General features: G+C 41.6%; 28 protein-coding genes and 1 tRNA gene. 13 read left to right on the forward strand and 16 right to left on the reverse strand.

The annotated features are described in order from the left end of the window. Positions 1-31 precede the first annotated feature (31 nt). The 8 genes from LZT22_RS11025 to LZT22_RS11060 form a co-directional block, all read right to left on the reverse strand. Complete coding sequence (locus tag LZT22_RS11025; RefSeq protein WP_233925292.1) at positions 32-946, reverse strand: diiron oxygenase; 915 nt, start codon at positions 944-946, stop codon at positions 32-34. Between the two features lie 23 nt (positions 947-969). Next, a complete protein-coding gene (locus tag LZT22_RS11030; RefSeq protein WP_233925293.1) occupies positions 970-1,131 on the reverse strand; it encodes a hypothetical protein in 162 nt (53 codons plus the stop codon). A 483-nt stretch (positions 1,132-1,614) separates the two neighbouring features. Further along, positions 1,615-2,079 (reverse strand): PaaI family thioesterase, encoded by a 465-nt coding sequence (locus LZT22_RS11035; protein WP_233925294.1) that lies wholly within the window; start codon positions 2,077-2,079, stop codon positions 1,615-1,617. 26 nt (positions 2,080-2,105) lie between these two features. Further along, positions 2,106-2,615 carry a MaoC family dehydratase gene (locus LZT22_RS11040; RefSeq protein WP_233925295.1) on the reverse strand — a complete coding sequence of 170 codons (510 nt, stop codon included), beginning with the start codon at positions 2,613-2,615 and terminating at the stop codon, positions 2,106-2,108. Further along, positions 2,612-4,036 carry an aldehyde dehydrogenase family protein gene (locus LZT22_RS11045; RefSeq protein WP_233925296.1) on the reverse strand — a complete coding sequence of 475 codons (1,425 nt, stop codon included), beginning with the start codon at positions 4,034-4,036 and terminating at the stop codon, positions 2,612-2,614. Before LZT22_RS11045 ends, LZT22_RS11040 begins: the two co-directional genes overlap by 4 nt. A gap of 22 nt (positions 4,037-4,058) precedes the next feature. Then, on the reverse strand, positions 4,059-5,537 hold the full coding sequence (locus LZT22_RS11050; protein ID WP_233925297.1) for a hypothetical protein: 1,479 nt from the start codon (positions 5,535-5,537) through the stop codon (positions 4,059-4,061). A gap of 43 nt (positions 5,538-5,580) precedes the next feature. Next, positions 5,581-6,372, reverse strand: coding sequence for an enoyl-CoA hydratase/isomerase family protein (locus LZT22_RS11055; RefSeq protein ID WP_233925299.1), 792 nt, complete (start codon positions 6,370-6,372; stop codon positions 5,581-5,583). Further along, a complete protein-coding gene (locus LZT22_RS11060; RefSeq protein WP_233925301.1) occupies positions 6,369-7,955 on the reverse strand; it encodes a class I adenylate-forming enzyme family protein in 1,587 nt (528 codons plus the stop codon). Before LZT22_RS11060 ends, LZT22_RS11055 begins: the two co-directional genes overlap by 4 nt. 133 nt (positions 7,956-8,088) lie before the next feature. Between LZT22_RS11060 and LZT22_RS11065 the strand changes: the two genes are divergently transcribed. Together LZT22_RS11065 and LZT22_RS11070 are read left to right on the forward strand one after the other, a co-directional pair. Further along, positions 8,089-9,051 (forward strand): tripartite tricarboxylate transporter substrate binding protein, encoded by a 963-nt coding sequence (locus LZT22_RS11065; RefSeq protein WP_233925303.1) that lies wholly within the window; start codon positions 8,089-8,091, stop codon positions 9,049-9,051. A gap of 16 nt (positions 9,052-9,067) precedes the next feature. Continuing rightward, on the forward strand, positions 9,068-9,547 hold the full coding sequence (locus LZT22_RS11070; RefSeq protein WP_233925305.1) for a MarR family winged helix-turn-helix transcriptional regulator: 480 nt from the start codon (positions 9,068-9,070) through the stop codon (positions 9,545-9,547). A gap of 7 nt (positions 9,548-9,554) precedes the next feature. Here the strand turns inward: LZT22_RS11070 and LZT22_RS11075 are convergent, their stop codons facing one another. The 6 genes from LZT22_RS11075 to LZT22_RS11100 form a co-directional block, all read right to left on the reverse strand. After that, complete coding sequence (locus LZT22_RS11075; protein ID WP_233925307.1) at positions 9,555-10,268, reverse strand: CoA pyrophosphatase; 714 nt, start codon at positions 10,266-10,268, stop codon at positions 9,555-9,557. Then, positions 10,268-10,954, reverse strand: a complete 687-nt coding sequence (locus LZT22_RS11080; RefSeq protein WP_233925308.1) for a nitroreductase — start codon at positions 10,952-10,954, stop codon at positions 10,268-10,270. The genes LZT22_RS11075 and LZT22_RS11080 overlap by 1 nt, the downstream gene beginning before the upstream one ends. A gap of 387 nt (positions 10,955-11,341) precedes the next feature. Then, the gene (locus LZT22_RS11085; RefSeq protein ID WP_233925309.1) at positions 11,342-11,758 is read right to left on the reverse strand and encodes a type II toxin-antitoxin system VapC family toxin; all 417 of its coding nucleotides are present in this window, start codon (positions 11,756-11,758) and stop codon (positions 11,342-11,344) included. Continuing rightward, entirely contained in the window at positions 11,758-12,012 is a 255-nt protein-coding gene (locus tag LZT22_RS11090) for a type II toxin-antitoxin system Phd/YefM family antitoxin (RefSeq protein ID WP_233925310.1), read from the reverse strand. The genes LZT22_RS11085 and LZT22_RS11090 overlap by 1 nt, the downstream gene beginning before the upstream one ends. 331 nt (positions 12,013-12,343) lie before the next feature. Then, the gene (locus LZT22_RS11095; protein ID WP_233925311.1) at positions 12,344-12,964 is read right to left on the reverse strand and encodes a glutathione S-transferase N-terminal domain-containing protein; all 621 of its coding nucleotides are present in this window, start codon (positions 12,962-12,964) and stop codon (positions 12,344-12,346) included. Positions 12,965-12,974: 10 nt separating this feature from the next. Then, entirely contained in the window at positions 12,975-13,700 is a 726-nt protein-coding gene (locus tag LZT22_RS11100) for a GntR family transcriptional regulator (protein WP_233925312.1), read from the reverse strand. Between the two features lie 193 nt (positions 13,701-13,893). On the opposite strand from LZT22_RS11100, the gene LZT22_RS11105 reads away from it, so the two are divergent. The 7 genes from LZT22_RS11105 (at position 13,894) to LZT22_RS11135 (ending at position 21,060) form a co-directional block, all read left to right on the forward strand. Further along, entirely contained in the window at positions 13,894-14,967 is a 1,074-nt protein-coding gene (locus tag LZT22_RS11105; protein WP_233925313.1) for a mandelate racemase/muconate lactonizing enzyme family protein, read from the forward strand. Positions 14,968-14,978: 11 nt separating this feature from the next. Next, positions 14,979-15,968, forward strand: coding sequence for a quinone oxidoreductase (locus tag LZT22_RS11110; protein ID WP_233925314.1), 990 nt, complete (start codon positions 14,979-14,981; stop codon positions 15,966-15,968). 18 nt (positions 15,969-15,986) lie between these two features. Beyond that, positions 15,987-16,952: a tripartite tricarboxylate transporter substrate binding protein gene (locus tag LZT22_RS11115; protein WP_233925315.1), complete on the forward strand. Its 966-nt coding sequence runs from the start codon at positions 15,987-15,989 to the stop codon at positions 16,950-16,952. Positions 16,953-16,954: 2 nt separating this feature from the next. Next, a complete protein-coding gene (gene glmS / locus LZT22_RS11120; RefSeq protein ID WP_233925316.1) occupies positions 16,955-17,368 on the forward strand; it encodes a methylaspartate mutase subunit S in 414 nt (137 codons plus the stop codon). Between the two features lie 21 nt (positions 17,369-17,389). Continuing rightward, positions 17,390-18,775, forward strand: coding sequence for a methylaspartate mutase accessory protein GlmL (gene glmL / locus LZT22_RS11125; RefSeq protein ID WP_233925317.1), 1,386 nt, complete (start codon positions 17,390-17,392; stop codon positions 18,773-18,775). A 14-nt stretch (positions 18,776-18,789) separates the two neighbouring features. Next, on the forward strand, positions 18,790-20,259 hold the full coding sequence (locus tag LZT22_RS11130; protein ID WP_233925318.1) for a methylaspartate mutase subunit E: 1,470 nt from the start codon (positions 18,790-18,792) through the stop codon (positions 20,257-20,259). Between the two features lie 165 nt (positions 20,260-20,424). Next, the gene (locus LZT22_RS11135) at positions 20,425-21,060 is read left to right on the forward strand and encodes an SOS response-associated peptidase (protein WP_233925319.1); all 636 of its coding nucleotides are present in this window, start codon (positions 20,425-20,427) and stop codon (positions 21,058-21,060) included. 275 nt (positions 21,061-21,335) lie between these two features. Here LZT22_RS11135 and LZT22_RS11140 read toward each other — a convergent pair. Continuing rightward, positions 21,336-21,425, reverse strand: a tRNA-Ser gene (locus tag LZT22_RS11140). 111 nt (positions 21,426-21,536) lie between these two features. Here LZT22_RS11140 and LZT22_RS11145 point away from each other — a divergent pair. Further along, complete coding sequence (locus tag LZT22_RS11145; protein ID WP_233925320.1) at positions 21,537-21,794, forward strand: type II toxin-antitoxin system Phd/YefM family antitoxin; 258 nt, start codon at positions 21,537-21,539, stop codon at positions 21,792-21,794. Positions 21,795-21,797: 3 nt separating this feature from the next. Beyond that, positions 21,798-22,220: a type II toxin-antitoxin system VapC family toxin gene (locus tag LZT22_RS11150; RefSeq protein ID WP_233925321.1), complete on the forward strand. Its 423-nt coding sequence runs from the start codon at positions 21,798-21,800 to the stop codon at positions 22,218-22,220. A 5-nt stretch (positions 22,221-22,225) separates the two neighbouring features. On the opposite strand, the gene LZT22_RS11155 is transcribed toward LZT22_RS11150, so the two are convergent. Next, positions 22,226-23,344 (reverse strand): NAD(P)/FAD-dependent oxidoreductase, encoded by a 1,119-nt coding sequence (locus LZT22_RS11155; protein WP_233925322.1) that lies wholly within the window; start codon positions 23,342-23,344, stop codon positions 22,226-22,228. Positions 23,345-23,456: 112 nt separating this feature from the next. Between LZT22_RS11155 and pgi the strand changes: the two genes are divergently transcribed. Then, positions 23,457-24,947: a glucose-6-phosphate isomerase gene (gene pgi, locus LZT22_RS11160; RefSeq protein WP_233925323.1), complete on the forward strand. Its 1,491-nt coding sequence runs from the start codon at positions 23,457-23,459 to the stop codon at positions 24,945-24,947. A 109-nt stretch (positions 24,948-25,056) separates the two neighbouring features. Beyond that, complete coding sequence (locus LZT22_RS11165) at positions 25,057-26,454, forward strand: phosphomannomutase/phosphoglucomutase (protein WP_233925324.1); 1,398 nt, start codon at positions 25,057-25,059, stop codon at positions 26,452-26,454. The last annotated feature ends 161 nt before the right edge of the window (positions 26,455-26,615 follow it).

Consider the following 26,615-nt stretch of genomic DNA (forward strand, 5'->3'; position numbering starts at 1 on the left):
TCCTTAATCTCCCTTAATAACAATATTTTTCTTAACTTGATAACTGAGCTAAGCCGTCTAGCTCTGGAATAGCAGGAATCTCAACTCCGTAAGGGGCGACGTCAGCGCGAATGCGGTCTAAAGCATTGCGGATCACTTCTACTTCCTCATCGGGATGCGTAGCACCCAAACCATATTCAGATGCGAGCGCCCTGTTACGCCCTGCACGCTTACGCTCATCCTCCGGCAAGTTCACCACTGAATACACACCATTAAGCAAGCTGCCACGTAATTTTTTGGAGAACTTTTCCCCAATCAGGCGCTTTTCATCAGCACTTAAAGTTTCAAAAAAACGTCGCATAATGATTCGACCAAACTGAATATGGCGAGCTTCATCACGCAAAATTAATTTACAGGCCATGCGGATCGATTCAAAGCGAGCATTTTCATATCGTGCTTGCAACAATTCACCTGATAATTGTTCAAATAAGGTATTGACTGCTAAGCCCGCAAAAAAACTCATCGCCTTTTCATCACGTTCATCATGAAAACGGGGAATGACCAATTTAAAGTAATCAGCTCGTGGCTCGTCGTGATATCCGCCTAAATTTTTGGCAATTAATACCGAGGCTTCATGGTGGCGTAACTCTTCAGCAATAAAATTGACAATATGCTGCTTAATTTCAAACGGCTGGTGAGCAAAAATAGCTTCGCGAAGGCGTTCTGTTCCATAAGCGATGGCGCCATGCTCCATCCACGAGCGCAAGCTCCACCACTCGCCCCCAGCCTCTCTTACCTCTTGGGGTAAATCGGCATCCCGAATATCAGCAAAATCAATGTGATCAGGATTCCACGTTAAATCGCGCGCTTGCTGGCAAAGATGCCAGACTTCATCATATTGAACTTGAAAACGAATTGGATAAGGATTAGGTACTGTGATTACTTCTTCTAACATAGAGGCTTGCATGTCAATTCTCTCTTTAAAATAAGTTAAGTAGAAATCCAATATTGCAAACTACTATATTTAGGCGCATCAAATAACAAAGAAACATCGGCCTCAGCTGGCAAAGTAATTAGGTAAGCAATGACGCAGGCTGCGGCGACACATAATAATCCAACCAGTAATGTCCAATTGCGGAAATTTGCACGCATGCTTAGCCTTTTTAAATTCACTTTATTATCCATCACTATTTGCCAATTATTCATTAGCTTACCACCTTTATATATTGATTCTCAAGCGCATCAACCGCTAGATTTCTCGGGAACTCACCTCAGGAAACCTTAGCCAACTCTTGTAAGTCTGTATTTGAAATTAGCATATGCCAGCGCTATAGGGTGTAATTGGCTGACTCAAAAAAGGGTGTAATTGGGTATAAAAATGGGGAAATTTCCAAATAGCTCATATTTATTGGGTGTTAGCGCCGTTACCAGATCTCTCACTCAAAATTGTGGAACTTGATGGCGAGCACGGCAAGATCGCTATCAGTGTCGTTATTCGAATGACTGGCGCCAATCGAAATGCTCTAAAAGAGCACTTCAGAAAGCTGGCTCAGTTAAACCATCTTGAGCAACATGACCAAGGCCATGGCGTTTGGCACTCTCTAAGTTGCTGACGTTGGACAAAAGAAGAAATCCTTAATTTTCCTCTAGCCCAAAGGGGTTCAGGGGATCGTCTGAAGGAACAAAATCCCCCCATTTAAATAATCCACTGGCCCTCACTAGAATTTCATCTTTGTGCTTAATAAGTCCTTGAACAAATAGCAAATTACTTGTAGATCGAAGTGGTTCACACGTACCCTCAATCCAAGATCCTAAGTTTGCAGGCGCTAAAAAATCAAGTTGTAAGCTAATAGTTGGCGTAAATCTTCGAGTTATGCCAAGAGCATACATAGCGCCATAAGGCAGCAACATATCAGCAAAAGTAGATAACATACCGCCGTGGCAAATGCCATGTGGATTACAGTGACGCTGCTCAACCACCATACCCATAGAAAATTGCTTGTTGCGTAAAGTAGCATACAGCGGTCCGTTATTAGATATAAATAACCCCCCAACATTAATTTCTTTAAAACCTGCTGGAATGTAATTGTTGTTACTCATATCAGCCTATCGGATGACCTGGGAACCTATCTTCCAGCTAACATTCTAACTGCTGTGTACGTTAGTACTAAAACATTATCCTGATTAAAAACATTAATTAATGATGTAACAATCGCTCGATTATTTTTAGAAGTTGGACGAATACCAATGATCTTTACGATTGCCCAAACTGAGTCGCCAACAAAAGTTGGGGCAACTGCTTTTTGAACAAGTTCAAGCATTGCCAAGCCAGTACCCTGAATCATTGATTGGAAAAGAAGACCTTCAATTAAGCAATATGTGAGGGCTGCAGGAACAACCCTGCCGGTAATTGCCCCAGTTTGACTGCTGAAATCTTTATCAATAAAGATTGCTTCAACCATGCCAGTGGTGTTGATGAAGTTGACCAAGTCAGTCTCAGTAACTGTTCTTCGGAATGTCCTAAATTCCTGATCTATAGCAATATCTTGCCAATAAAAGCCCTGTCCTACACAGGGTAAATTCATTACATTATCGGGAACTTTACTATCTGTATTTAATTGTGGAGTAGTTGTCATTTTTGTATTTCCTGTTGGATGGATTTTATTTCGAAAAACTCTTTAAAACCATAAAGCCCGTATTCTCTTCCATTTCCAGACTGCTTATAGCCACCAAATGGCGCCAGAGTATTAAAGGGGGCCCCATTAATGTCAACTTGGCCAGTACGCATATGACGCGCAAATTGCATTGCTCGATCAATATCATTGGACCAAACAGCCCCTCCTAATCCATAAATAGTATTGTTTGCAATCTCCAAGGCCTCGTCTTCATCTTTGTAAGTAATAATCGAAAGGACGGGACCAAATATTTCTTCTTGCGCAACGGTATTATCTGGCTCCACCTTGCCAAGCACAGTTGGTTGTACAAAATTTCCATTCAACAACTCATTTGGTATTTCAGCTTCACCAACAATAACTTCTGCACCCTCTTTTTTTGCCGTAGCAATGTAATTACTAATGCGATCTTTTTGGGCGGATGAGATAACTGGGCCAAGACGAGTCCCCTCTAAAAAGGGATCACCAATCTTCATTTTCTCGACTGCTGCTAAGACAATAGTCTTTGCTTCCTCATATTTACTCTCGGGAATCAATAAACGCGTGTGAGCTAAGCAGGTTTGTCCAGAATTTAAAAAGCAAGAATTCAAAGTTCCTTTAATTGCTTTAGTTAAATCGGCATCATCTAAAACAACCGAACTCGATTTACCACCTAACTCTAGAGCTACACGCTTAATAGACTGTGATGCTATTGCTCCAACTCGCTTGCCAGCTCTAGTAGAGCCGGTAAACGATACCATGTCGACTTTGGGATTTGATACCAATGATTCGCCCACATCTTGGCCGTTACCCATGACCAAATTAAATACCCCCGGAGGAAATCCTGCTTCATGAATGATTTCAGCCAAAGCAATTGCATTTAATGGGGCTAATTCAGAGGGCTTTAGTACAACTGTGCAACCAGCAGCTAAGGCAGGCGCAATCTTATGAGTTATTTGTATCAACGGAAAATTCCATGGGGTAATACAGGCTACAACTCCAATGGGCTCATAAATCAACAATGAGTTCCCAACTGACTCCTCATACTTGAATTCTCTAGCGATTTGAGCGTAATGTTTCCAGCTGCCTATGGCATTACCAACCTGAATCATTTTTGAGAGCTTGAGAGGCATGCCTACTTCACTTGTAATCATCTCTGCGAATAAATCGCTTTTAGCTAACAAAAGTTCTGTGACTCGGTCGAGTAAATCAGCGCGCTCATTCGAAGTCTTTTTGGACCATGCAGGAAAAGCTTGATAAGCTGCATCAACCGCTATATTTACATCGATCAAATTACCGGCTGGAATATTTGCAAGTATTCCACCTGTAGTGGGATTCAAAACCGGAATAGTTAGATCAGAATTTGAATCTAACCATTTCCCATTAATATAAATTTGATTTTTCATCTTTTACCAGCTGGATAATGGATTAGCCATTCGAATAAGTTTTTCGTATACCTTGAGTTAGGGATGGAATTTTTAACCCTACGCTTTGCAAATCTTCGATAATCATCTTAACGAAGATCCCTCGAATAGTATTATTAGAAGCTGTTTTTAAGCCTGCTTCGAAATATGCAGTTTCATTAAAAGAGTCATCGGCTCCGAATGTATCTAGAGCGTATGGGAAGCATTGGTCTAAAGCCTCTTGCCCTAAAGATTGAATCTCCCAAGGGGCGATATATTTAATACGACTAAGCCAAGTTTCTGCAAGGCGCTCTTGTTCGTCATAGTGAACTCCAGACCAAACGGCCAATGGAATTAATGAAGAACCAAATGTAGCCAAAGTTGCAGCTTGTGTCACACGGGCTGCAACTAACTGTTGCACAGCAATTCCAACCCAAGAGCTTGGTAATTTCTGCTTTAAAAATTCAACCTTATTTTTACTACCAGTAAGCGTACGCTCAGCTTCATCCGCCAATGGATTTGGATCAACCTTCAGCTTCCGTAGCATTTTAGCTATGGCCAGACCAGCAGCACGATCTGCTGACATCTGCAAAGCCACCTCATGCTTTAACTTAGGCGTTGGCGCAACAAACACAGCCATCTCATTTTGGCGCGCATATTTAGCTGAAAGCCATCCAGAAAGTAAGCGTATTGCAAGTTGATGTCGGTCAGCCGGCAAGTCAGTCACTTCAAGAAACATATCAAAGGCATTCACTTCTTCAGGAGGGTAATCTGATCTAATACCCTTCCATCTTGCATCAGGAATTTTTAAATTCAGCGCTTTTAAATCTCGCTCAAGTGATTCAACCCAAAGTGCGCGAGATTGGTTATTAGTTAATGTTTTAATTCCTAGATCAAGATAGCGTTTCTCATTTGGGGTACCAACACCACCAAAAATATCTAAGCAGGATGGGTAAAACTTATCTACTGCTTCCTGGCAGCCTTGCGAACTTCCCTCTTCAACCAGGCGCTTTGCGTAACTTACCCCCATTTTGGTGTGGCCCAGAGCTTCATCAACATAATTTTTTGCATTCCATACCGCTAAAGGAATAAAACTAGAACCCAATCCACCAATTGACTGAATACCGCCAGTTCGCTCAGCCAAAACCCGAGTCATAGAGCGCTCAACCCAATCCTTCATTTGAATTTTGAAGTAATCCAACTTTCGGTCACCCTCCATCACAGATGATTCTGCTTGCTTAATCAATGGTCCAGGGTCAACGCCCATGTCTTCCAATACTTTGGCCACGCCAAGTCCATGAGCTTTTTCTTGTGCTATCTGAAAATCAAGCCAAGTTTTATCTTCTACTGTTGGGCAAATTGAACCGGAACGGTCAGGCGCATCCGCATACTCTGATTGCAATTGAACCGTAAGCATCTTTACAACCATTGCTTTAGCATCATCCGATAATTCGCTACCTTTGCGGAACAATTGACGTTCTTTAATATTCTTTGTTGGTTTCACCTTTACCTCTCCTCAAATAATCAATTAAATTAAATCCAATGAATTAGCGACCCTTGAATTTAGGCGGACGTTTTTCAAGCATTGCTGCCCTACCCTCTAGTCGATCTTCTGTTGCTCGCAGAAGTCCACCCAAATATGCTTCCAAGCGAATTCCCTCTGCAATAGGCAAATCCAAACCTTTTAGGATGACTTCACGGCCATATTTAATTGCGAGCGGGGCTTTGGCAGCAAGCTTGCCAGCCCAGGAACGAGCCTCCTCCATTAGTTCCTCAGGGGGTAAGACACGATTGACTAAATTGAGCCGTAATGCAGTCATGGCATCAATGCGCTCCCCCATCAATATCAATTCCATTGCAATAGATGGGCCGGCTAGTTGAGCAATCCTCTGAGTTGCCCCTCCAGCTGGAATAGACCCAAAAGTAATCTCAGGCATCGCAAAGAATGCGGCCTCCGAAGCTAAACGAAAGTCACAAGCCAATGCTAATTCAAAACCTCCACCTAAAGCAAAACCATTTACCGCAGCAATGGAGGGCTTCCCGGTATTGGCAAGAGCGACCCGAAAATCACCCGACCATCTAGACTCGACTGAATCAATCACGCTTTCATCTACACTTCCATCTTTGAGATCTGCCCCAGCAGAAAATGCTCTTCCCGCACCAGTAATAATGATGACTTGTAAATCTGCGCTATCTCTAAACGCATTGAAAACAGACTGCAATTCATCTCTACATAAAGCATTTATGGCATTTAATTGATCGGGCCTATTAAGGGATAATTCAAGAACCTTATCTTTGGTAGAAATAGATATGGTTTCAAACTTGGCGTTTAGGGTCATTGCTCCTCCTGGTTAATGGATTTTTCTAGTTCCAAAACAATTTTTACCACTCTTTTTTTATCAACTTTTCCACTTGCGTTACGAGGAAGCTCGGTGGTAATAAAAATATTCTTTGGTAATTTATAGGCTGCTAACTTTTGTCTACAAAACTCCATCAAGTCTATTTTTATATCTGGAGAATTGGGGTCTTTTAAAATAACTACAGCTGTTATCGCTTCGTCCCATTCAGGGTGCGGTCTACCAAACACTATGACGTCAATGACTTGATCATGCTCAGCTATAGCATTTTCAACCTCTGCTGGCTGCACCGACATTCCCCCAGTATTAATGATTTCGCTAGAGCGGCCATCAAGGTGGAGGGCCCCATTTTTATCAAAATGCCCAGTATCGCCAGTATGAAACCAGCCATCCTCGGTAATCGACTGCTGAGCACTTTCTACATCCCCTAGGTAACACGTAAATGCAGTTGGCGTAAATATTTGAATCTCACCAATTACTCCGCGTGGCATTTCAATGCCGTGGTCATTCATAATCCTAATGCCTGCTCCCAGTAAAGGATAGCCCACGCAACTTGCATTGATAGATCGTAACGGATCATCGGGTAAATACTCGAAAGAAGCAATATTGCTTGCCTCGGTCATTCCATAGGTAACTTCAAATGGTATCTTAGGAAAAATTTTAAAAATTTTATTCCTAATTGATTCTGGTAAAGGGCCTGCAGTCCATTGCAATTTTTTTATATGACTTAAATTGCAGTTATTCTCTTCGAGATATTGAAGCATTCTTTTAGCAAAAATCGTAGGGTGCACGTATAAATGTGTCACTTGATTTTTTTGTACTTCATCCATAATGCACTCAACTGAAGTATTGCTAGGAATGATGAGTGAACCACCGGCAATTAGGATAGCAAAGGGGCCTGTCAACGAGCCACCGGTATGGGCCATTGGTGCCCTAGCCAGCAATATATCTTCTGAAGATAATGTTCGAGCCAGCATACCAAGCCCCCAAACAACACTTTGATTCGATCTAACGATTCCCTTGGGTTGCCCTGTGCTTCCAGCAGTAAAATAGATTGCACAGGGGTCTTCAAGACTTCTGTTAATAAACTTTTCAAGTTGGGGCGATGTTTGCACTATGTCTTCAAGCGCCAATATTCCCAGTTTTGTATCGCTCGCATTCGCAATGATGATCATTTCAGGAAAAACTTTTCGGATTTCATTGCATAGGCTAACTTGGTCTTTACTGTTAATAATGATTCCAGATGCCTTTGATGTATTGAGAATATTTACAAGTTCATTTTTTGTAGCGAGCGCATTAATTGGAATCACAACCGCTCCAGCCCTAACAATGCCCCACCATGCCTCGATAAACTGGATGCCATTGGGTGCCATGAGAATTACTCTGTCATCAGGATGAAGACCGGCATTTATTAGGCCTTGCGCAATTCTGCTTGTTCGGTCCTCTAATTGTGAATACGTCCTTTCTTCACTAGCAGATCGAAGTGCAATTTTTGCCTCAAAACGGTGGGCAGAAGCTACAAAAAGGCTAGCTGCATTTAGCTGATTTGGCGCATTAAGATGCATTAATAGGGCTTCTATTTGACATATTAGGTAGCATACTAACTTAATTTGTGGTAGAGAAAAATAGTAAAAACCCTAATATACAAATATCTTGTTAGCGAGCTAACTATAAAAAAATTAAAAAAAGAGATAAGCCATGCAAAAGAAACTATCAATCTGGTCAACAACGGTTTTAATTTTCTTACTCTCAATTGATGTAAGTGCGCAAAATTTTCCTAACAAACCAATAAAAATGGTTGTCCCATATGCCGCAGGAGGTTCGGCCGATGTATTAGCAAGACCCATATCTATCGCAATGGGACAAGCATTGGGGCAAACTGTATTCACAGAGTTGAAGCCTGGCGCAGGCGGTAATATTGGAGCTGAGTTCGTTACTAAAAGTGCGCCAGATGGATACACCTTATTGTTTGCGTCCCTAAGTCTCTCGACTAGTGTGAGTTTTGCGAAATTAAATTTTGACCCTAGATCTGATTTAAAACCAATAGCAGGCATCGCTACATTGCCTAGTCTACTATTGGTTTCTGGCAAATCAAATATCAAAAATTTTGATGATTTAATTAATGAAGCAAAAAAGAGTAATGTTAACTTTGGTTCTGCAGGGCCCACTACAGGTAGCCATCTGTTTGGAGAGCTTGTTAAAAGCAAATCAAAAACTAATATGGCTCACATTCCATATAAAGGCAGTGGTGCCGCCTATCCTGATCTAATTGCCGGAAGAATTACTTATATGTTTGATGTTATGGGCTCTGCCCTACCGCAAGTAAATGCAGGTCAAGTAAGGGCTATTGCAGTCACCTCCTCAAAAAGATCTAGCGCCTTACCTGATGTGCCAACTTTAAATGAATTGGGTTATCCTGGTTTTGATGTCGGGACTTGGTTTGGGATATTTGTTCCTTCTGCCACGCCTACACAAATACAAAATAAGCTAGAAGAGGCGGTATTGGCGGCACTAACAACCCCCGAAGTCATGAAGCAACTTTCTTCAGTAATGGCTGAGCCAGTTCCAAGAAAAGGGGCTGAATTTAGTCGTTGGTATATAGAGGACACTGAAAAGTGGGCAAAACTTGCAAAAGAAGGGGCAGTTAAAATATCTGATTAATCTTTCAAAATAGTTTATGCCACTATCAAATCCAAACGCATTACATCTTCTCTATGATCGTCCAGGGTTCCTACTAAGACGTGCCCACCAAATATCAATCTCAATTTTTGAACAAGAATGTCAAGGTATTAAACTGACACCAGTTCAATATGGAATCTTGACTGTTCTTCATACTCTCCCCGGCATTGATCAATCTCGTTTAGGTCGAAAATTAGGGCTTGATAAGGTGACTACCCTTAGAGTACTAAGGGACTTGGAAAGTCGGCGTCTAATTTCAAGATCTGCGCACCTCTCTGATAAAAGAAGTTATTCACTCACTCTTTCTTCTGATGGTCAAATTTTATTTAAAGAATCTCAAAAACATATTAATGCGGCTTACAAGAAGCTGGCCTCTGGATTAACAGAAACTGAACTCATAACACTTGTTAATCTTCTTAGAAAGTTTAATTCTTCGCTGGATGCACACGCAAGGACTAGTTTTCAGCCCGCTGAATAATCTTAAGTTAGCTTTTTGCTGTAACCAGAAAAGAGTAAAAATTTCTCAATATAGCTGCAGTTGCGCCCCATATAAAATAGTTTTCAAATGCAATAGAGTAAAAGTGTCTACGACCTTGATCGCTCTCCCATGATCTCAAAATAAAATTTCTAGGATTTAGCAAATATTTCATAGGTAACTCCAAAATACTTTTTACCTCATCGGAATTCGGCTTACATGTTGATTGAGAATTAATAAGAGCGGCAACTGGGGTAACTCGATAACCAGAAATTGTGCAATATTCAGGAAAAGTGCCGAGCACCTCAATATCCTGATCTTTGATCCCAATCTCTTCTACGGTCTCCCGTTTTGCAGTGTTAACCAAATATCGATCTGCATTTGAAAACCTACCCCCAGGAAAACTAATCTGCCCAGAATGCGAAGATAGATGTTGGGATCGCTCTGTCAAAAGAATCATAGGCTCATTTTTTCGAAAAATAATAGGTATCAGAACAGCTGCCCGTGCCTCTATACCATCTAACAGTTTTTTTTCCAAGATGGAGCTTGCTTTAATGTGCTTATTCTCATCGGTCTCTTCTGGTATCCAAGGAATATCTGAAGAAAATCGGGCTCTGAGTTGTTCTGGCATGAGCATTAAATCATCCAAAAGAGTATCTGACTCAAAACGCTGACGTATTACAGATTTTTGCGGATCAAAACGTCCTGGTGAAGCTAGACTCATCAAGCCAACCAAGTGATAAATTGACTAGGATCTTCCCTGGGGGATAGGTATTCATTTACTTTATCTGATTTATCCATATAGCCAAGAGCCATGCCGCAAACTAGTAGCTCATTGGTACCACTTCCTATGATTGGAATAATAAATTTTGCATATTCATTCCAGGCAGCCTGCGGACAGGTGTCTAACCCGAATTCCTTTGCAGCTAACATAATATTTTGAAGGTACATTCCATAATCTAAAAATGAACCGCGGCCCAAACTTCTATCTATAGTAAAAAACAGGCCTACAGGCGCCCCAAAAAAGGTGAAGTTCTTCAAAAACTGAGCATGCATATTAGCTTTATCGCCTTTTTGAATCCCCAGCAAACTATAAAGACCCCAGCCATTTTCTCTTCTCCGATCTATATAGGGGCTTATCCATTCTTCTGGATAGTAGCTGTACCAAGATTTAAAATTCTCAATGAGCCTTGGTTCATGCAGAATAGATTTATATACTTGACATACCTCTTGAGTGAGATTTTTCAATTTTTCACCCTGTAAAACATAAACGTGCCAAGGTTGAGTATTTGATCCCGAAGGCGCGCGACTAGAAATTTTCAATATCTCTAAAATTGTTTTTTCTGGTATTGGTTTATCGAGAAAAGCCCTAATAGATCTTCTCTGGTTGATTGCCTCTAGTACATTCATGGCTTAAATTTTTTATTCGATTATTGTGGTATTAGAAATGATATCAATAGATTAATTTTCTTACATCCCCCTTAAATGCTCAAGGTCCTGAGCAAGAGGCCTAGTGGGCCGCTAAGGCAACCCGAAGATATGATTTGATCACTATACATAGCTATCAATAGAAGTCAAATGACTCTGTGTAGATGGTGCGCTGCAAGATGAACATCTAAATTTAAAAATTAGGGCTGGCATTTGATGCGCTCTTATATGCAAATTGAAATCTGTAGATTTTTCTTACACACCACTTTGAAATTCCAACCCTGGAGTTGGTATTTAGATTATTTGTAGGTCAAAGATTGTAGGCTCGACTTAGCAAGTCTCAACTCATTTAATAAGATCAGCGATAACTTATTGCCAAGGATCAAAAATTTTTACCCCAGCCATTTTAAAATCCTCTACATTGCGCGTCACCACAGTCATACTATGAACTAATGCAGTTGCGGCAATTAAGCCATCTCTTAATGGCTTTGGATTTGGTACATGTAAATGCGCACTACGTAAAACGATGGCCATATCAATTTCTAATATGCGCCCTTCAAATGCAGGGAAAACTTGATGATCAAGCCAAGCTCTTAGAACAGCGCCTTGTTTTGGGTCTCGTCGCTCTAGTAATAAAACGCCAATCTCCAGTTCTTCAACTGTGATAACAGAAAGATATAGTTCTCGAGCATCTACATCATCAGCCCATTTCGCTACATTTTTGTTGGCACTTCCAAAACGAATCTTACGAATTTCAGAAATTACATTTGTATCGATTAAATACATTAGAAAAATTCAGCTGGTTTAGCGATATCCCGACTACCTGAAGGCAAAAAATCAATATTTTCAGCCCCAACTAGTGCTAATAAATCGGCAATTTTGGCTTCTTTCCCGCATATATTTTTATACGCTTCATAAGTTAATAAAACATGAGCAGGCCGTCCTCGATCAGTAATAAATACTGGGCCAGATTGGCTGGCTTTTTTTACTCCGCTAGCATCTTGGTTAAATTGACGGCTAGAGACGGTAGTAATGGTCATGGTAGCTCCTAAAATCAGGTAATGTAGATATGTTACTACAATTATATCCTTATTGAAACCTACTCCTACAAGATCTTTTGTTTAAATCGGGCCATGCCACTCTGAATCGCTATCAGTGTCGTTATTCGAATGACTGGCGCCAATCGAAATGCTCTAAAAGAGCAATTCAGAAAGCTGGCTCAGTTAAACCATCTTGAGCAACATGATCTGTTTAAAATAGCCCGCTAGCGAAAAACAACCTGATCACTTGAGTGGATTAAAGTTAAATGCCAATGGTGGGTCAATTTTGGATGCAAATTTACACATATTACAAAACTCCACAAACTCATACTCAAGTATTAGCTTTACGTGGATCTGTTAGCAGAAAAGATGGCCTTAAGCTTAAGCGAGAAAAATAAATATCTAAATTGGGGTAATCCATTCGCCATGTAATTTCAGGAAGGCGAAAGTCTAACCAATCTAGTGCACACCCGATAGCAATATCAGCAATCGTGAACTGATTTAAATAGCAATACCCTGAGGTTCCTATTGAGTTAGATAAATACTGCAAAGATACTTGGACTTTACTAATCTGCCTCTCAATCCATGCCTCACTTTGCTCTGCTAAGGGTCTAGATATTCTTTCGCGGCGTGCCAAAATGGCAGCGTCTAAAAGCCCGTCAGCTATGGCTTCAAAAGTCTTTACATGGGCTTTATCTAAGTTTAACTTAGGGAGTAATGGCGTGATTTCGCTCATGCCATCAATGTAGTCAGCTATGACAGATGAATCAAATATAGGATGACCATTAGGAAGAGTCAAGCAAGGTATTTTACCTAGCGGATTAATTTTATGAAGCTTGGTATGGATATTCCACCCATCCTCAATAAGCAAATTGTAAGGAATCTCTTTTTCAATAAAACAAATTCTTACTTTTCTTGAAAAAGGGCTAGTTATTGAGCCGACCAATTGCATTTTGATAGATCTAACCTCCACCTAAATTATTAAAGTAACGATATTTACTAGAATGGATATAGCGAATGCGCATATCTACCGGCTTTCCTTTATAGGCGTAAGCAACTCTTTTAACACATAAAATAGGTAGATTAATTTTTAGTTTCAGTAGTTTTGATATGTGTTTATTACCAGGAATCGCCTCAATTGTTTCGCTGATATTTAAAACTGTAATGCCATATACCCTCTGAAATAAGCCATAAAGCGTTTCATTCCTATCTGAAAAAAAACTTTCGCTTAAATTTGGGAACATTTTTTCAGATAAGTAGATTTCATCGACTATTGCAGGCTGATACTTAAAACTAAGCAAAGTCTTCACTTTGTAAATTTTTTCATAGGGCTTAATTGATAGTTTTTTCGCAATGAATTGAGTAGCGCGTATTTTTTCAAAGGAAAGCAATTTCGAATTAGGCAATTCACGCACTCCTTCAGAGCTTTCGATTCTAAAAAACACATTTAGCATGTAATCAGGCGTATGACTAATAACAAATGTGCCTCTGCCTTGCTCTCTTACGAGGATATTTTCTGCAACCAATTCATTAATGGCCTGCCGAATTGTTCCAATACTGACCTGAAAGCGGGCTGCCAAAATCGGCTCACTTGATATAGCTTGGTTATGGCGCCACTTATTTTGACGTAGCAATTCTGTGATCGCGTACTTAACCCGCTTATATGCGAACTCAGATGTTTTAACCATTACCTAGCATCAACTCAAAAGAAATCTCAAAGTAAATATTCATATATATGACTTATTGATTGATTGTAACCCCAATGTAAACTGATGATCACAAAATAATCCAATAAAAACATATGCTTAGCATTTTAAAGTTCCAAATGAGCAGGAAACAGCCGATTGTCAACCCATATCAAAGTAGCTAATATGAATTAAAATGAAATCACTCGAATACATTACTCTCCATCGGCTTGAGCTACCTTTGAAGGTGCCCTATAAACTTGCTTTTGGGCCTGTTACACATTTTGATACATTGATCGTCAATATTACAGATGCCAATGGAAATCATGGATTCGGTGAAGCTACCATTCTTACTGGGTATACACAGGAGACTATTGCAGGTAGCTGGGATTTAATTCAAGAACTTGCAAAAAATTTGGTAGGGCAATCCGATGAGTCAAATCAACAACTTCTAGATCAATATTTGGTAAGCGATCCTTTTACAGTTACAGCCCTTGCCTCAGCGATTGAGGTGGCCAAATATCAAGGTGTATTTCTCAATCAATCCGATACTTCCATTCCCATACTCGGGGTAGTTAATTCTGAATCTCTTGAAGATCTTGAACTTGAAATCGAGAGCCTCTTATCTAGCGGATTCAACACCCTCAAGGTTAAGGTTGGATTTGATGTAGATAAAGATAGTTTGAAAGTGAAGAATGTTCAAAAAATCTTGAGGGGGCGGGCAAAAATTCGGCTCGACGGTAACCAAGGTTACTCGAGATCTGAGGCTATCAGATTTATTGAACAACTAAATCCGGCAGGAATAGAGCTGTTTGAACAACCTTGTCATGCCGATGATTGGGATTCAGCTCTGGCAATTTCAAAAATTGCGAATGTTCCGATGATGCTCGATGAGTCAATTTATGGGCTTGAAGATATTCAGAGAGCGGCAGATTTGAATATCGCCACCTATATTAAGGTCAAGCTTATGAAATTTGGTTCCTATAAAAACTTAACCAGTGCCATTTCTCTCATATCTAATCTTGGGATGAAGCCTGTTCTCGGTAATGGCGTTGCAGGCGAAATCGGCTGTTGGATGGAAGCACTAGCTGCAAGAACACATATTACCAATGCTGGTGAAATGAATGGCTTTATGAAGCCGGTCTCCTCTGTCCTACAAAATCCTCTTCAATTCAAAGATGGTTGCATCTCACTTGAACCCGGCTACCTGCCCAATATTGACTTAAATTTAATCAATCAATTTCAGATTTCATCTAAGCAATATTACTAATCGAGGAAAAAATGCGCGCGATCCAAATTGATGAATTCGGTGGGCCAGATAAATTACTAGAAAAAGATATTCCTATACCAACTCCAGAGGAAAATGAGGTAGTCGTCAAATTAGAATACTCCGGAATTAATTATATGGACGTGTATATGCGCAATGGGTCATATGCAAAATCCCATACTTACCAAACGCCCTTACCTATGACTGTTGGCATGGAGGGTGCTGGGACAATTCATGCGCTTGGTAAAAATATTGAGGGATTTAAATTGGGAGAACGAGTCGCATATTGCCTCTCTAGAGGAAGCTATGCAGAATATGCCGCAGTACCTACATGGAGACTCGTCAAAATTCCGGAAACAGTGCATAGCAATGATGCCGCAGCATTAATGCTTCAAGGCCTCACGGCACATTACCTTACTAATTCCGCATATGCTCTAAAAAATCATGACTCCTGCTTGATTCATGCGGGCGCTGGTGGAGTGGGTCAGCTTGCAATACAACTAGCTAAACTCAAAGGCGCCACTGTGATCACTACTGTTGGCAGTGAAGAGAAGGCAGAAATTGCAAAGAAATTAGGGGCAGATCATACTATTCTGTATCGCGAGTTAGATTTTCAGAAAGAGGTAATGAGAATTACTGAAAATCAGGGCGTCAATGTTGTGTTTGATTCCGTTGGTAAAGACACTATCGACAGAAGCATTCAATGCCTGCAAAAGAGGGGTTTATGCGTTATGTTTGGGGCAAGCTCTGGCCAAGTAGCAGGTATTGCGCCACTAGCTCTAGCGGAAGCTGGCTCTATTTACTTCACTCGCCCACATCTGGCAGACTACATTCCAAACTCTGAAGTAATAAATCAAAGAATGAGTGAAATTTTCTCTTTGATTTCCAACGGAAAGTTACGCGTCTCGATACATGATGTATATCCACTATCCGAAATTCAAAAAGTCCATGAATTGCTTGAATCTCGAGCAACTTTAGGTAAATTTCTTTTAAAAGTAGCATAAAACTGAAGGAGTCTAATGATGAAAAATTTTAGAAAAGGCATTTATGCCCTTGTATTACCTCTCGTTTCACTATTCCATATAAATCCTGCTTACGCTCAAGAAGTGTATCCAGCAGGTCCAATCGAGTTGATTGTTCCCTGGGGGCCTGGAGGTGGAGCAGACATCATGGGAAGAATGGCTGCAAGATGGCTTGAAAGCGATTTAAAAACTAACGTTACTGTTCAAAATGTTCCAGGGGCAACCGGCAGTATTGGCCTCAATAAAATGATCCAAAATGGAGCGAAAGGCTATTCTATAGGGGTTATGACTGGTGACACTCTTTCCTTAGATGCTTTTCCTAAATCAACATTCACCTATAATGATGTAATACCCTTGGCAGTTCTGATTCGCCAGCCGTCAGGCCTCTTCATAAACTATGATAGCCCTATCAAATCCTGGGATGATTTAGTTGCTGCAGCAAAACTAAAGCCAAATTCAATCAATGTTGCTATTACAGGCCCCAATAGCCCTGATGAATCTACTGTAAATTATTTAGGGACAAAGGGTGTTAATTTGGTTAGCATCCCTTATCCAAAACCATCAGAACGTTATGTGGCAGTACTTGGCAATCAAGTAGAACTTTTGTATGAACAAGCCGGGGATATCAAAGGTCACCTAGAGGCTAAAAAACTGCGTCCTCTGATTTTTTTCGCATCAAAGAGACTTCCTCCTCCATTTGCTGATATACCCGTATCAAGCGATTATGGATACGATATTTTATTGCCTCAAACACGTTCGATTGTTGCAAAAAAGGGTGTGGATCCTAAAAAGTTACTAGTGCTTGCAAATTCACTAAATAAATTATCAACCACTACTGAATTTATTACTTACTTAAAAGAGCAATATGCGATACCAGATAGCTACATCCCAATGACTGAAGCAAATACTTTTCTTGAAAATGAGCTCATGATTTTCAAAAAACTAACGGCTAAAGCAGGAAAATAGAAATGTCGCAGAAAACGGTTGTTACTGGCGTCATAGGATCAGATACCCACATTGTTGGAAATAGAATTATCTCTATGGCTTTAGAGAAGGCTGGCTATAAAGTCATCTCACTAGGTGCATTAACACCTGCTGAGGATTTTGTAAAAGCTGCCATTGAAACTAAAGCGGATGCAATTCTGGTGTCGTCTTTATATGGTCAGGGAGAATTAGACTGTCGAGGCTTTCGTAACTTATGTACTGAAGCTGGCCTTGATGGTATTTTGCTGTATGTGGGAGGTAACCTTGTGGTTGGAAAGCGGTCTTGGGATGAAGTCAACGCTATTTTCTTAGATATGGGTTTTGATAGGGCTGCTCCACCAGGAACTAGATTAGAAGACATTCTTTCTTGGTTAGAGCAGGACCTTGGAAAACAATAACTAAAAGATGATGCTGATCCCATGAGTGAGTTCGCCCTCTTGATAGATTTTGGTAGTACCTATACCAAATTAAGAGCCATTAATTTAGATGAGGCAAAAATCCTTGGCTCCAGTCAAGGACCCTCTACTGTTACGTCAGATATTAATGTTGGTATGGAACAGGCCCTCAATAGCTTAAAAAATAGTCTTGGTAGCCTTCCTCCCTTCAAATATCGCCTCGCCTCGAGTAGCGCTGCTGGCGGACTAAAAATGATTACGATTGGATTAATTAAAGAGCTCACCGTTGAGGCAGCCAAGCGTGCTGCGCTTGGTGCTGGTGCAAAATTGGTTGGTATTTTTGCTAACAAACTCAACTCTACAGATCTAAAACAGATCATTGACTTAAATCCAGACATCATCCTACTTGCTGGCGGAACAGATGGAGGGGATTCTCAAGTTGTTATCCATAATGCAAAAAAGCTGGGCGAGAGCTCCTTAGATTGCCCATTTATTTATGCTGGCAATCGGTCTGCAGTGGATGAAGTAAATCATGCATTTGTACATAAAAATCTTGTAGTGACAGAAAATGTTATGCCAGTATTTAATATACTAAATATCGAGCCCGCAAGAGCGGCTATTCGGGATATATTTATCAATCGCATCATCCATGCAAAGGGTATCGATAAAGCAAAAAGTCAATTTGATCATCTGCTTATGCCAACCCCATCAGCCGTAATGGAGGGAGCACGCCTCATAGCAGAGGGTTATAACGACAGTACTGGGCTCGGCGAGTTGCTGGTAATTGATCCTGGCGGTGCTACAACAGACGTGCACTCCATTGCCACCGGAAACCCGTCGGCGCAAGGTGTTATTCAGCGAGGGCTGCCTGAGACCCGCGTTAAAAGAACTGTGGAAGGTGACTTAGGAATGCGCCATAACGCAGTTACTATTCTAGAGACTATTGGTGTTGATGAGTTAGTCAGCCTAAGCAATATTCATGGTGAAAAGATTATTGAAATGATCAACTACCTATCAAACAATCCTGATTCTGTTCCTCAAAGTCCAGAGGAGATCGCTTTAGATAGTGCACTTGCTAGTACTGCATTAAAAATTGCTATGAAAAGACATTGCGGCTCAGTTGAGGTTGTTTATACCGCTACTGGACCAGTGACAGCACAAGATGGTAAAGATCTGACTCAAATTAAAACTCTCATCGGTACTGGTGGGGTTATCGCGCATAGCAAAGATCCCATATCCCTCCTCAAATTTACTCTCTCATCTTCAGATGAGCCTAACTCCCTTAGACCAATATCGCCTCAAATTTTGATTGACCGGGACTACATCCTCTTTGCATGTGGTCTTTTAAGTCAAGTTGACCCAAAGGCTGCATTCAACTTAGCAATAGAGCATCTCACTAACAGTAAATAAAGAAAAAAATTATTATGAGCAACGAAGCCTCCATATCCGAAAAAATAATTGATGAATCTGAATTTCTTGAAATGCGTAAAGCCAATCTATTGAGATGGCCAACGGGATCAGATGTTGATTTTGAGCGTGCTCTAGAAAGGCAAAAATCACTACCTGATCACAAAAGACTTGATATTGTGATGAGAAAAGCAGTTGCTAAAGGCAGATGCTTGGTCCAACCTCGCGGTGGATTTGGCACCTTTAAAGATCAAAAAGAGCTGATGCAAATCATAGATAAAGAAGGATTGGCTGATATCGTCCCAACCACAACTGATAGTTACACTCGCAATGAACAATTTGCACTAGCTCAAAAAGGGGTTGATGAATCTGAAAAATTAGGACGCTCACTATTAAATGGTTACCCAATAGTAAATTATGGGGTTGCAAAAGCGAGTGAACTCATTGATGCAATCGACAAGCCTGCAATTATGTTAACTGGCACAACTATGCCTAAGTTAACTGGGGAGATTGGTTTTGCAGCTGGGTATACAGGCTACCTGGGATCTGGTATCGCCTACACCACCTCCTATATTAAAGAGTTATCTATCGAGGATGGCATTAAGAACTATCAGTACTTAGATAGACTTTCTGCAATGTACCTAGATCATGGTGTAGAGCTACATCGTCGCCAACCAAGTTTTTTAACTGGCACCAATATACCGCCCTCAATTGCAATCATTATTGCAATACTGGATTTACTACTTGCTGCAGCTCAAGGCGTCAAGAATTATGGACTAGAGATGGGTGAAACACTACATCTCATACAAGACGCAGCAGCAGTGAAAGCCTGTAAGGAGCTCTGTCAGGAATACCTCAGCATCAAAGGCTACCACGACGTATTTACTCCAATCACACTGTTACATTGGATGGGAGCTTGGCCACAAGATGAGGCTCAAGCAGCATCTTTAGTAAGTTACGGCGGTACGCTCGCAGCTATTTCTGGGGCAAGTTCAGTAACTACTAAAACACTACACGAGGCTTTTGGTATACCAACTCCGAAAATTAACGCTGATGGCTTAAGAATGACAAGAATGGCTATCTATCTCGCTAGAAATATTAAATTAGACTCCATGCCTGAATTTCAAAATGAAGTGAATTTGATTAAGGGTGAGGTACGCCCAATCGTAAATAAAGTATTGGAAATGGGAGATGGTGATGTCGCCATCGGGTCTGTCAGGGCTTTTGAGGCAGGGATCTTAGATATTCCCTGGTCTCCAAATAAGTGGGTTAAGAGCAAAGTCATGCCAGCCAGAGATGTTGATGGTTGCCTTCGAATATTGGACCCGGGCAATATGCCTTTTCCAAAAGAAGTATTGGAATTTCACGAGGAAAAGCTTAGGCTACGGGCTGAAAAAGAAAAACAACCCTATGATCTTAATTTAGCAGTGTCTAGCGTATATGAAATGTCTGAATCTATGCAAACTTTATTAAGCGATAAATGGTAGCGATTCACAGTTTGGCGCTGATCTCTTTAGGTAAGCGGTTCCAAGGCTTGGCAGGCCCCCGGTAGTGGATATGTAAGCCCGCCTCACGACGCACTTGTTAGTAAAGGTGGGTGGGGGGGGTATCTGGGTTTTGGCAAACCGCTAAGGGTAGCTTATGATTTTGCTATGTGTACCAACTTCACGCCGACCCAAAATAGCATTTGGACTAAAGAACACTTTGATGTGGACTTGCCTTCCCACTATCCTATTGAAACTTACCCTAGCTACCCTGCTCCAATCGTATTACGTAATGACAAGACTCAAATCGCCTGTGGATTAGCTCGCTTTGGGCTTATTCCGCATTGGGCTAAAGATGAGACCTTTGGTAGACATACATATAACGCCAGAGCTGAAACTGTTGCTGAGAAACCTAGTTACCGCACACCATGGCGAAAACGGCAATACTGCTTAGTCTTGGTCGATAACTTCTTTGAGCCTTCCTATGCCAGTGGCAAAGCTGTGCGCTGGGAAATAAAGGCCGCTAATACTGAACCAATGGGCATTGCCTCAATTTGGGATACGTGGACAGATAAGGAGTCAGGTGAACTGGTGGTCTCATTTAGCATGCTCACTATTAATGCAGATCAGCACTTGGTGATGCAGCAATTCCATAAGGTAGGTGAAGAAAAAAGAACGCCTGTAGTGCTACGCCCTGAATTCTTCCAAGAATGGCTTAACGCCACGACAGAAACCGCCAATAGTCTGATGACAGTCGATGTCATGCCAGAGCTAGTTGCACTGGAGCATCCGAAGGGGTTGTAAGCCACCCTCAAGTCTGGAAAGTTCACTAAGGGGGTCCCCCCCCTTGAGCAAAATACTATGTATAGGCTGGCGCACTGAAGTGGTCGATTAAGGCAAATAAATATATCCCTAAATTGGGCTATATTTATTTGGCGGAAGCGGTTCGATTGGCTACCACCCAACTTTGCTCTGCAAAGTTAGTGTCCGCCGCCACTCGCCTAGCTCGTGGTCGAACTCCGTTCTCATCTCAACGAAATCCTCAAATAAATATAGCCCTAAATTGGGCTATATTTATTTGGCGGAAGCGGTGAGATTCGAACTCACGGAGGACTTTCATCCTCGCCAGTTTTCAAGACTGGTGCATTCAACCGCTCTGCCACGCTTCCTTTGCTTGGGATTATAAGGAACTTAAGCAAATAAGCCTAAAAGTGGGGGGATGAGTTGGCTCATAGAATCAGGTAAACTAGTCAGATAACTAGTCATTTGGAGTTTTTTATATGAAAAGTAATTGGGCTGTACAGGATGCTAAAGCCAGATTTAGCGAATTTTTAAATGCCTGCCTAAGTGATGGTCCCCAAGTCGTTACCAAACGCGGGCTTAAAGCCGCTGTGCTTATTACCATCCAAGAATGGGATGCATTAAGGGAATCGGCTCGCCCCACCCTTAAAGACTTACTGCTTTCTGATCAGGATAGAGCTGAATTACCTTTACCTAAGCGCGGTCAGTTGCAACGCCGTAAGTTAACTCAAATTTAAAGAATGTACTTACTTGATACCAATATTATTTCTGAGCTGAGAAAAGTAAAGCCGCATGGAGGTGTACTTACATGGTTAAAAACAATTAGCGATACAGATTTATATATCTCAGCAGTATCTATCGGTGAAATACAAGCAGGAATAGAAATAACTCGCGAGCAGGATGCGCTTAAAGCAAAGAACTTCAGTGTCTGGCTAAATAAATTAATGAATCTTTACAACATATTGCCAATGGATGCGCGGGCATTTCGAATTTGGGCTACATTAATGCACCGAGAATCTAATACGGTCAATGAGGATGCCATGATTGCATCAACCGCACTAAGTAAAGAACTTACGGTAGTTACTAGAAACGTAAAAGACTTTAAACGCTTTAAAGTTCCAATTTTCAATCCATTTGATTCGAAAATAAACCCGAAAACTTAATCAGCTCACCCCGCGATCAAACCCTCAAGATAACGCGCGATCGCCAGAGATGATGTCAGCCCTGGTGACTCAAAGCCATATAGGTTATAGAGCCCAGGCAAACCATGTTGCTGGGGCCCATCAAAAATAAAGTCGCCGGCAGTCGAATTAGGGGGCACAATTTTTGCCCGAATTCCTGAATAATCTGGCTGTAAAGCCCCGTCTTTTAGCCCAGGCCAATAACGCCGGATGGCTGCATAAAAGCTATCGCCTCGTTGCTGATCAACCGCATAGTTAATTTGATTCTCTTCAGTAATATCAAGCCACTCCACATCGGGGCCAAATTTAGCTTGTCCAGCTAAATCTAAGGTCAGATGCACGCCTAAACCACCAGGCTCAGGAATGGGATAAATCAAATGTTTGAATGGTGAACGCCCCGCCAGAGAAAAATAATTCCCTTTAGCAAAATACGCCCGCGGAATTTTTTCTATTGATAAGCCGTCAATTTTGCTGGCAACTTGTGGCGCACTAAGGCCTGCACAATTAATTAATAAACGGGTTTGTAGTTTCATGGCGTCATTACCGCCAATAGCCAATTCAAAACCATCATTGACGACATGTGCACTAAGCAAAGGTGATTGATAGGCAATCATCCCTCCCGCATCTTCAAAACCACCCAGTAGCGACAGCATGAAACCATGACTATCAACGATACCTGTTGAGGTCGATAACATCGCTGCGGTGCACTTAAGATCAGGTTCTAAATTGACTGCTTCTGTACTTGATAGCAAACGTACATCGGGCACACCATTATTTTTGGCTTTATACAAAATATTTTGCAGATCATGTATTTGCTCACCATCGGCAGCTACCACTAACTTGCCATATGCTTGAGTTGCTACCTGATGACTACGACAATACTCATATAAAAGTCGATTGCCTTCAACGCAGAGCTTTGCTTTGAGAGAATCCTTCGGATAATAAATACCAGCATGAATCACTTCGCTATTACGCGCACTGCTAACAGTACCAAAAGCGGATTCACGTTCTAAAATGATGGTTTCATACCCCTGAAGTGCCATCTCGCGTGCAACGGCTAAGCCGATCACTCCTGCACCGATCACGACACAATCAACCTGCTCCATCTACCTGTTCCAGACATATTGATTAATAAGAATAGGCACAAATCGTAACATTTTCAGTACTTTAAGGGGGATTTAAACCATTTCTCCCGCTACTTATTGATAAAATCTAGAGATGTCTTCAAATCCTGCTTCAGAGAACCCCAATTCCATCTTTCGCGCTGCAGATATAGTCTTAGATAACGCCTATCAAGGTATCGATGCTAAAGGCTGGCAAGCTCTATTTGCTCAAGCCCGTAAAGCCAATCTGCAACAGTTCATTGCCGATCTATTTGCTGGAAAGCACCTTAATACATCTGAAGATCGCCCTGCACTGCACTCAGCACTGCGCAATTTAGATCAAAAACCAGTATTAGTTGATGGTAAAGATGTCATGCCTGCTGTGGCAAATGTTTGGCAGCGTATTGAAGCGCTATGCAATAAATGGGAGGGTGTAACCGACGTCATTCATATTGGCATTGGTGGCTCTGACTTTGGTCCACGTTTAGCCATTGAAGCACTAGCCCATGTTCCCGGTATTGAAACTCGGGGCATGCGTATGCATTTCTTAGCCAATATCGATACCGCTGAATTAGGCCGCATTTTGCAACGTGCATTACCGCACAGTACGCGCATCATCATTGTGTCTAAATCGTTTACTACTGTAGAGACCACTAAAAATGCCAAAGCCGTTGTACGCTGGCTTAAAGATAGCGGTCTCACTAGCAGTCAAATTAATAATGCCCTATTTGCCGTCACTGCCGCTGTGCCTGCTGCTAAAGCGTTTGGCGTCAAAGAAGAAAATATTTATCCTTTCTGGGACTGGGTTGGCGGGCGTTATTCCGTGTGGTCAGCAGTTGGACTGCCAATTGCCTTGCAATATGGTTTTGAAAGTTTTAAAGCATTTTTAGCGGGTGCGCAGGCAATTGATCAACACTATCAATCTGCGCCTTTAGAAGAAAACTTGCCGGTAATTATGGCGCTGGCTCTACTCTATCAACAAGAGCAACACGATATTAAATCCTTCGCTGTTATTCCCTATGCCGATGCATTAGATGGGTTTCCAAAGTGGTTGCAGCAGCTCGATATGGAAAGCAACGGTAAGCGCGTTGACCGCAATGGTATGCCCGTAAAGTTCTCTTGCCCTGTTGTATTTGGTAGCTCTGGCAGCAATGCCCAGCACTCCTTCTTCCAATTACTTCATCAGGGTACTGAGGTCATCCCAATTGACTTCATAGCCATTCGTGAACCCATGAGTCATTTGCCTGAAGCCAAAGAACATCATCGTATTTTGCTGTCTAATTGTTTAGCGCAAGCCCAAGCCTTAGCCAATGGTAAACAAACCGCTAACCCTAACAACACCTACCCAGGTAAGCGGCCCAGTAACTTACTGATTCTGCCGAAGTTAAATGCTTTTTATCTAGGCGCTCTTTTGGCGCTCTATGAGAATCGTGCCACTACCCTAGGGGCGCTCTGGAATATCAATAGCTTTGATCAGCCTGGCGTAGAGCTCGGTAAGGTCTTGGCTAAACCGATTGAAGCAGCACTCAAAGATTCTGTGTCAGTAGCTGCCGATGCCAATATCGATGCGATTACAGCGCGGCGTATTAATCTTTTCAATAGCTAATGCAACAATCTTTCATTTATAGAACCCAATACAAGAAAAATTAGATGAATAAGCGCAATAAAGATCAATACACAAAAATAGCTATAAATCATTTTTACTTGGATTAAATATGCAACTATCTCCATCCATTTTTAAAGCCTACGATATTCGCGGCATCATCGATCAAACACTCGATGCCTCTGTTGCCAAATCGATTGGACAAGCCTTTGGTAGCCAAATGCGCGAGCTTGGTGAAACTGTCATTGTCATCGGCCGTGATGGTCGCTTATCCGGACCCAACTTAATCGAGGCCCTAGCTGAAGGCCTACTTTCAACGGGCATCGATGTCATCGATTTAGGCATGGTTGCCACACCCATGGTCTACTTTGGCGCCAATCAAACGATTGAGGGTCGCAAGCCCCTTTCTGGAATCATGATTACGGGAAGCCATAATCCCCCTAATTACAACGGCTTCAAAATGGTACTTGGCGGTGCGGCAATTTATGGCGAACAAATTCAAGCTATTCGCCAGCGCATAGAAGCGCAGCAATTTATTCAGGCGCCGCAAGCTGAAATTGGTAAGCGTTCGTATTTCGATATTTTCCCCATGTATTTAGAGCGCATTGTGAGTGATGTGAAGTTAGCTCGCCCCATGAAAATTGCAGTTGATTGCGGTAATGGGGTTGGTGGTGCATTTGCTGCGACCCTTTTTCGGGCCCTTGGTTGCGAAGTGGAAGAGCTCTTTTGCGAAGTCGATGGCCATTTTCCCAATCACCATCCCGATCCAGCCCATATTGAAAATCTACAAGACCTCATTAAGAATTTAGCTACGACTAATAATGAACTAGGTTTAGCCTTTGATGGTGACGCCGATCGTTTAGGCGTGGTAACTAAAGATGGGCAAGTCATTTTTCCCGATCGACAAATGATGCTTTTTGCTAAAGATGTATTAAGCCGTAATCCTGGCAAGCAAATTATTTATGATGTGAAGTGCACCCGTAACTTAGCAACTTGGGTAAAACAACATGGTGGTGAGCCCTTAATGTGGAAAACCGGCCACTCACTAGTAAAAGCCAAGCTAAAAGAAACTGGAGCGCCCCTTGCTGGCGAAATGAGTGGGCATATCTTTTTTAAAGACCGCTGGTTTGGCTTTGATGATGGTTTATATACTGGCGCGCGTTTATTAGAAATTTTGAGCAAAGAAAAAGATCCAAATCAAACCTTGAATAACTTGCCCAATGCCATCTGCACCCCTGAATTGCAACTGGAATGCGCAGAAGGCGAGCCCTTTACGATTTTAGAAACGATTAAGGCGAATGCGAAATTCCCCACTTCACAATCGATTAATACCATTGATGGTGTGCGGGTTGAATATGCTGATGGTTTTGGTTTGGCCAGGCCCTCTAACACCACGCCAATTGTGGTAATGCGCTTTGAGGCCGACAGCGAAGCAGCAATTCAACGTATTCAGGCTGAGTTTAAAGTGGCTTTGTTAGCCGCTAAGCCAGATGCAAAATTACCGTTTTAATTAAGCTAGGTTACTTTTAGGCCCGTTCTCTAACTGAACTGCTGTCAATTTAGGTCCACTACCAAAGAGAGTTTTTCCATAGTAAATCATTGCAGCAACATGGGTTGATTCTGCAATAGTTTGGGTACTTGGGTTTGGGGTGCTGGTGGTCTATAACCTAA

Origin of the sequence: Polynucleobacter sp. IMCC 29146 (assembly GCF_021395195.1) — a bacterium.
Lineage (GTDB): Bacteria > Pseudomonadota > Gammaproteobacteria > Burkholderiales > Burkholderiaceae > Polynucleobacter.

Bases quoted from the DNA above. Each gene is read 5' to 3' on its own strand.
- LZT22_RS11025 (WP_233925292.1), bottom strand. From the start codon at position 946: ATGCAAGCCTCTATGTTAGAAGAAGTAATCACAGTACCTAATCCTTAT.
- LZT22_RS11030 (WP_233925293.1), bottom strand. From the start codon at position 1,131: ATGCGTGCAAATTTCCGCAATTGGACATTACTGGTTGGATTATTATGT.
- LZT22_RS11035 (WP_233925294.1), bottom strand. From the start codon at position 2,079: ATGAGTAACAACAATTACATTCCAGCAGGTTTTAAAGAAATTAATGTT.
- LZT22_RS11040 (WP_233925295.1), bottom strand. From the start codon at position 2,615: ATGACAACTACTCCACAATTAAATACAGATAGTAAAGTTCCCGATAAT.
- LZT22_RS11045 (WP_233925296.1), bottom strand. From the start codon at position 4,036: ATGAAAAATCAAATTTATATTAATGGGAAATGGTTAGATTCAAATTCT.
- LZT22_RS11055 (WP_233925299.1), bottom strand. From the start codon at position 6,372: ATGACCCTAAACGCCAAGTTTGAAACCATATCTATTTCTACCAAAGAT.
- LZT22_RS11060 (WP_233925301.1), bottom strand. From the start codon at position 7,955: ATGCATCTTAATGCGCCAAATCAGCTAAATGCAGCTAGCCTTTTTGTA.
- LZT22_RS11065 (WP_233925303.1), top strand. From the start codon at position 8,089: ATGCAAAAGAAACTATCAATCTGGTCAACAACGGTTTTAATTTTCTTA.
- LZT22_RS11070 (WP_233925305.1), top strand. From the start codon at position 9,068: ATGCCACTATCAAATCCAAACGCATTACATCTTCTCTATGATCGTCCA.
- LZT22_RS11075 (WP_233925307.1), bottom strand. From the start codon at position 10,268: ATGAGTCTAGCTTCACCAGGACGTTTTGATCCGCAAAAATCTGTAATA.
- LZT22_RS11080 (WP_233925308.1), bottom strand. From the start codon at position 10,954: ATGAATGTACTAGAGGCAATCAACCAGAGAAGATCTATTAGGGCTTTT.
- LZT22_RS11085 (WP_233925309.1), bottom strand. From the start codon at position 11,758: ATGTATTTAATCGATACAAATGTAATTTCTGAAATTCGTAAGATTCGT.
- LZT22_RS11090 (WP_233925310.1), bottom strand. From the start codon at position 12,012: ATGACCATTACTACCGTCTCTAGCCGTCAATTTAACCAAGATGCTAGC.
- LZT22_RS11095 (WP_233925311.1), bottom strand. From the start codon at position 12,964: ATGCAATTGGTCGGCTCAATAACTAGCCCTTTTTCAAGAAAAGTAAGA.
- LZT22_RS11100 (WP_233925312.1), bottom strand. From the start codon at position 13,700: ATGGTTAAAACATCTGAGTTCGCATATAAGCGGGTTAAGTACGCGATC.
- LZT22_RS11105 (WP_233925313.1), top strand. From the start codon at position 13,894: ATGAAATCACTCGAATACATTACTCTCCATCGGCTTGAGCTACCTTTG.
- LZT22_RS11110 (WP_233925314.1), top strand. From the start codon at position 14,979: ATGCGCGCGATCCAAATTGATGAATTCGGTGGGCCAGATAAATTACTA.
- LZT22_RS11115 (WP_233925315.1), top strand. From the start codon at position 15,987: ATGAAAAATTTTAGAAAAGGCATTTATGCCCTTGTATTACCTCTCGTT.
- glmS (WP_233925316.1), top strand. From the start codon at position 16,955: ATGTCGCAGAAAACGGTTGTTACTGGCGTCATAGGATCAGATACCCAC.
- glmL (WP_233925317.1), top strand. From the start codon at position 17,390: ATGAGTGAGTTCGCCCTCTTGATAGATTTTGGTAGTACCTATACCAAA.
- LZT22_RS11130 (WP_233925318.1), top strand. From the start codon at position 18,790: ATGAGCAACGAAGCCTCCATATCCGAAAAAATAATTGATGAATCTGAA.
- LZT22_RS11135 (WP_233925319.1), top strand. From the start codon at position 20,425: ATGTGTACCAACTTCACGCCGACCCAAAATAGCATTTGGACTAAAGAA.
- LZT22_RS11145 (WP_233925320.1), top strand. From the start codon at position 21,537: ATGAAAAGTAATTGGGCTGTACAGGATGCTAAAGCCAGATTTAGCGAA.
- LZT22_RS11150 (WP_233925321.1), top strand. From the start codon at position 21,798: ATGTACTTACTTGATACCAATATTATTTCTGAGCTGAGAAAAGTAAAG.
- LZT22_RS11155 (WP_233925322.1), bottom strand. From the start codon at position 23,344: ATGGAGCAGGTTGATTGTGTCGTGATCGGTGCAGGAGTGATCGGCTTA.
- pgi (WP_233925323.1), top strand. From the start codon at position 23,457: ATGTCTTCAAATCCTGCTTCAGAGAACCCCAATTCCATCTTTCGCGCT.
- LZT22_RS11165 (WP_233925324.1), top strand. From the start codon at position 25,057: ATGCAACTATCTCCATCCATTTTTAAAGCCTACGATATTCGCGGCATC.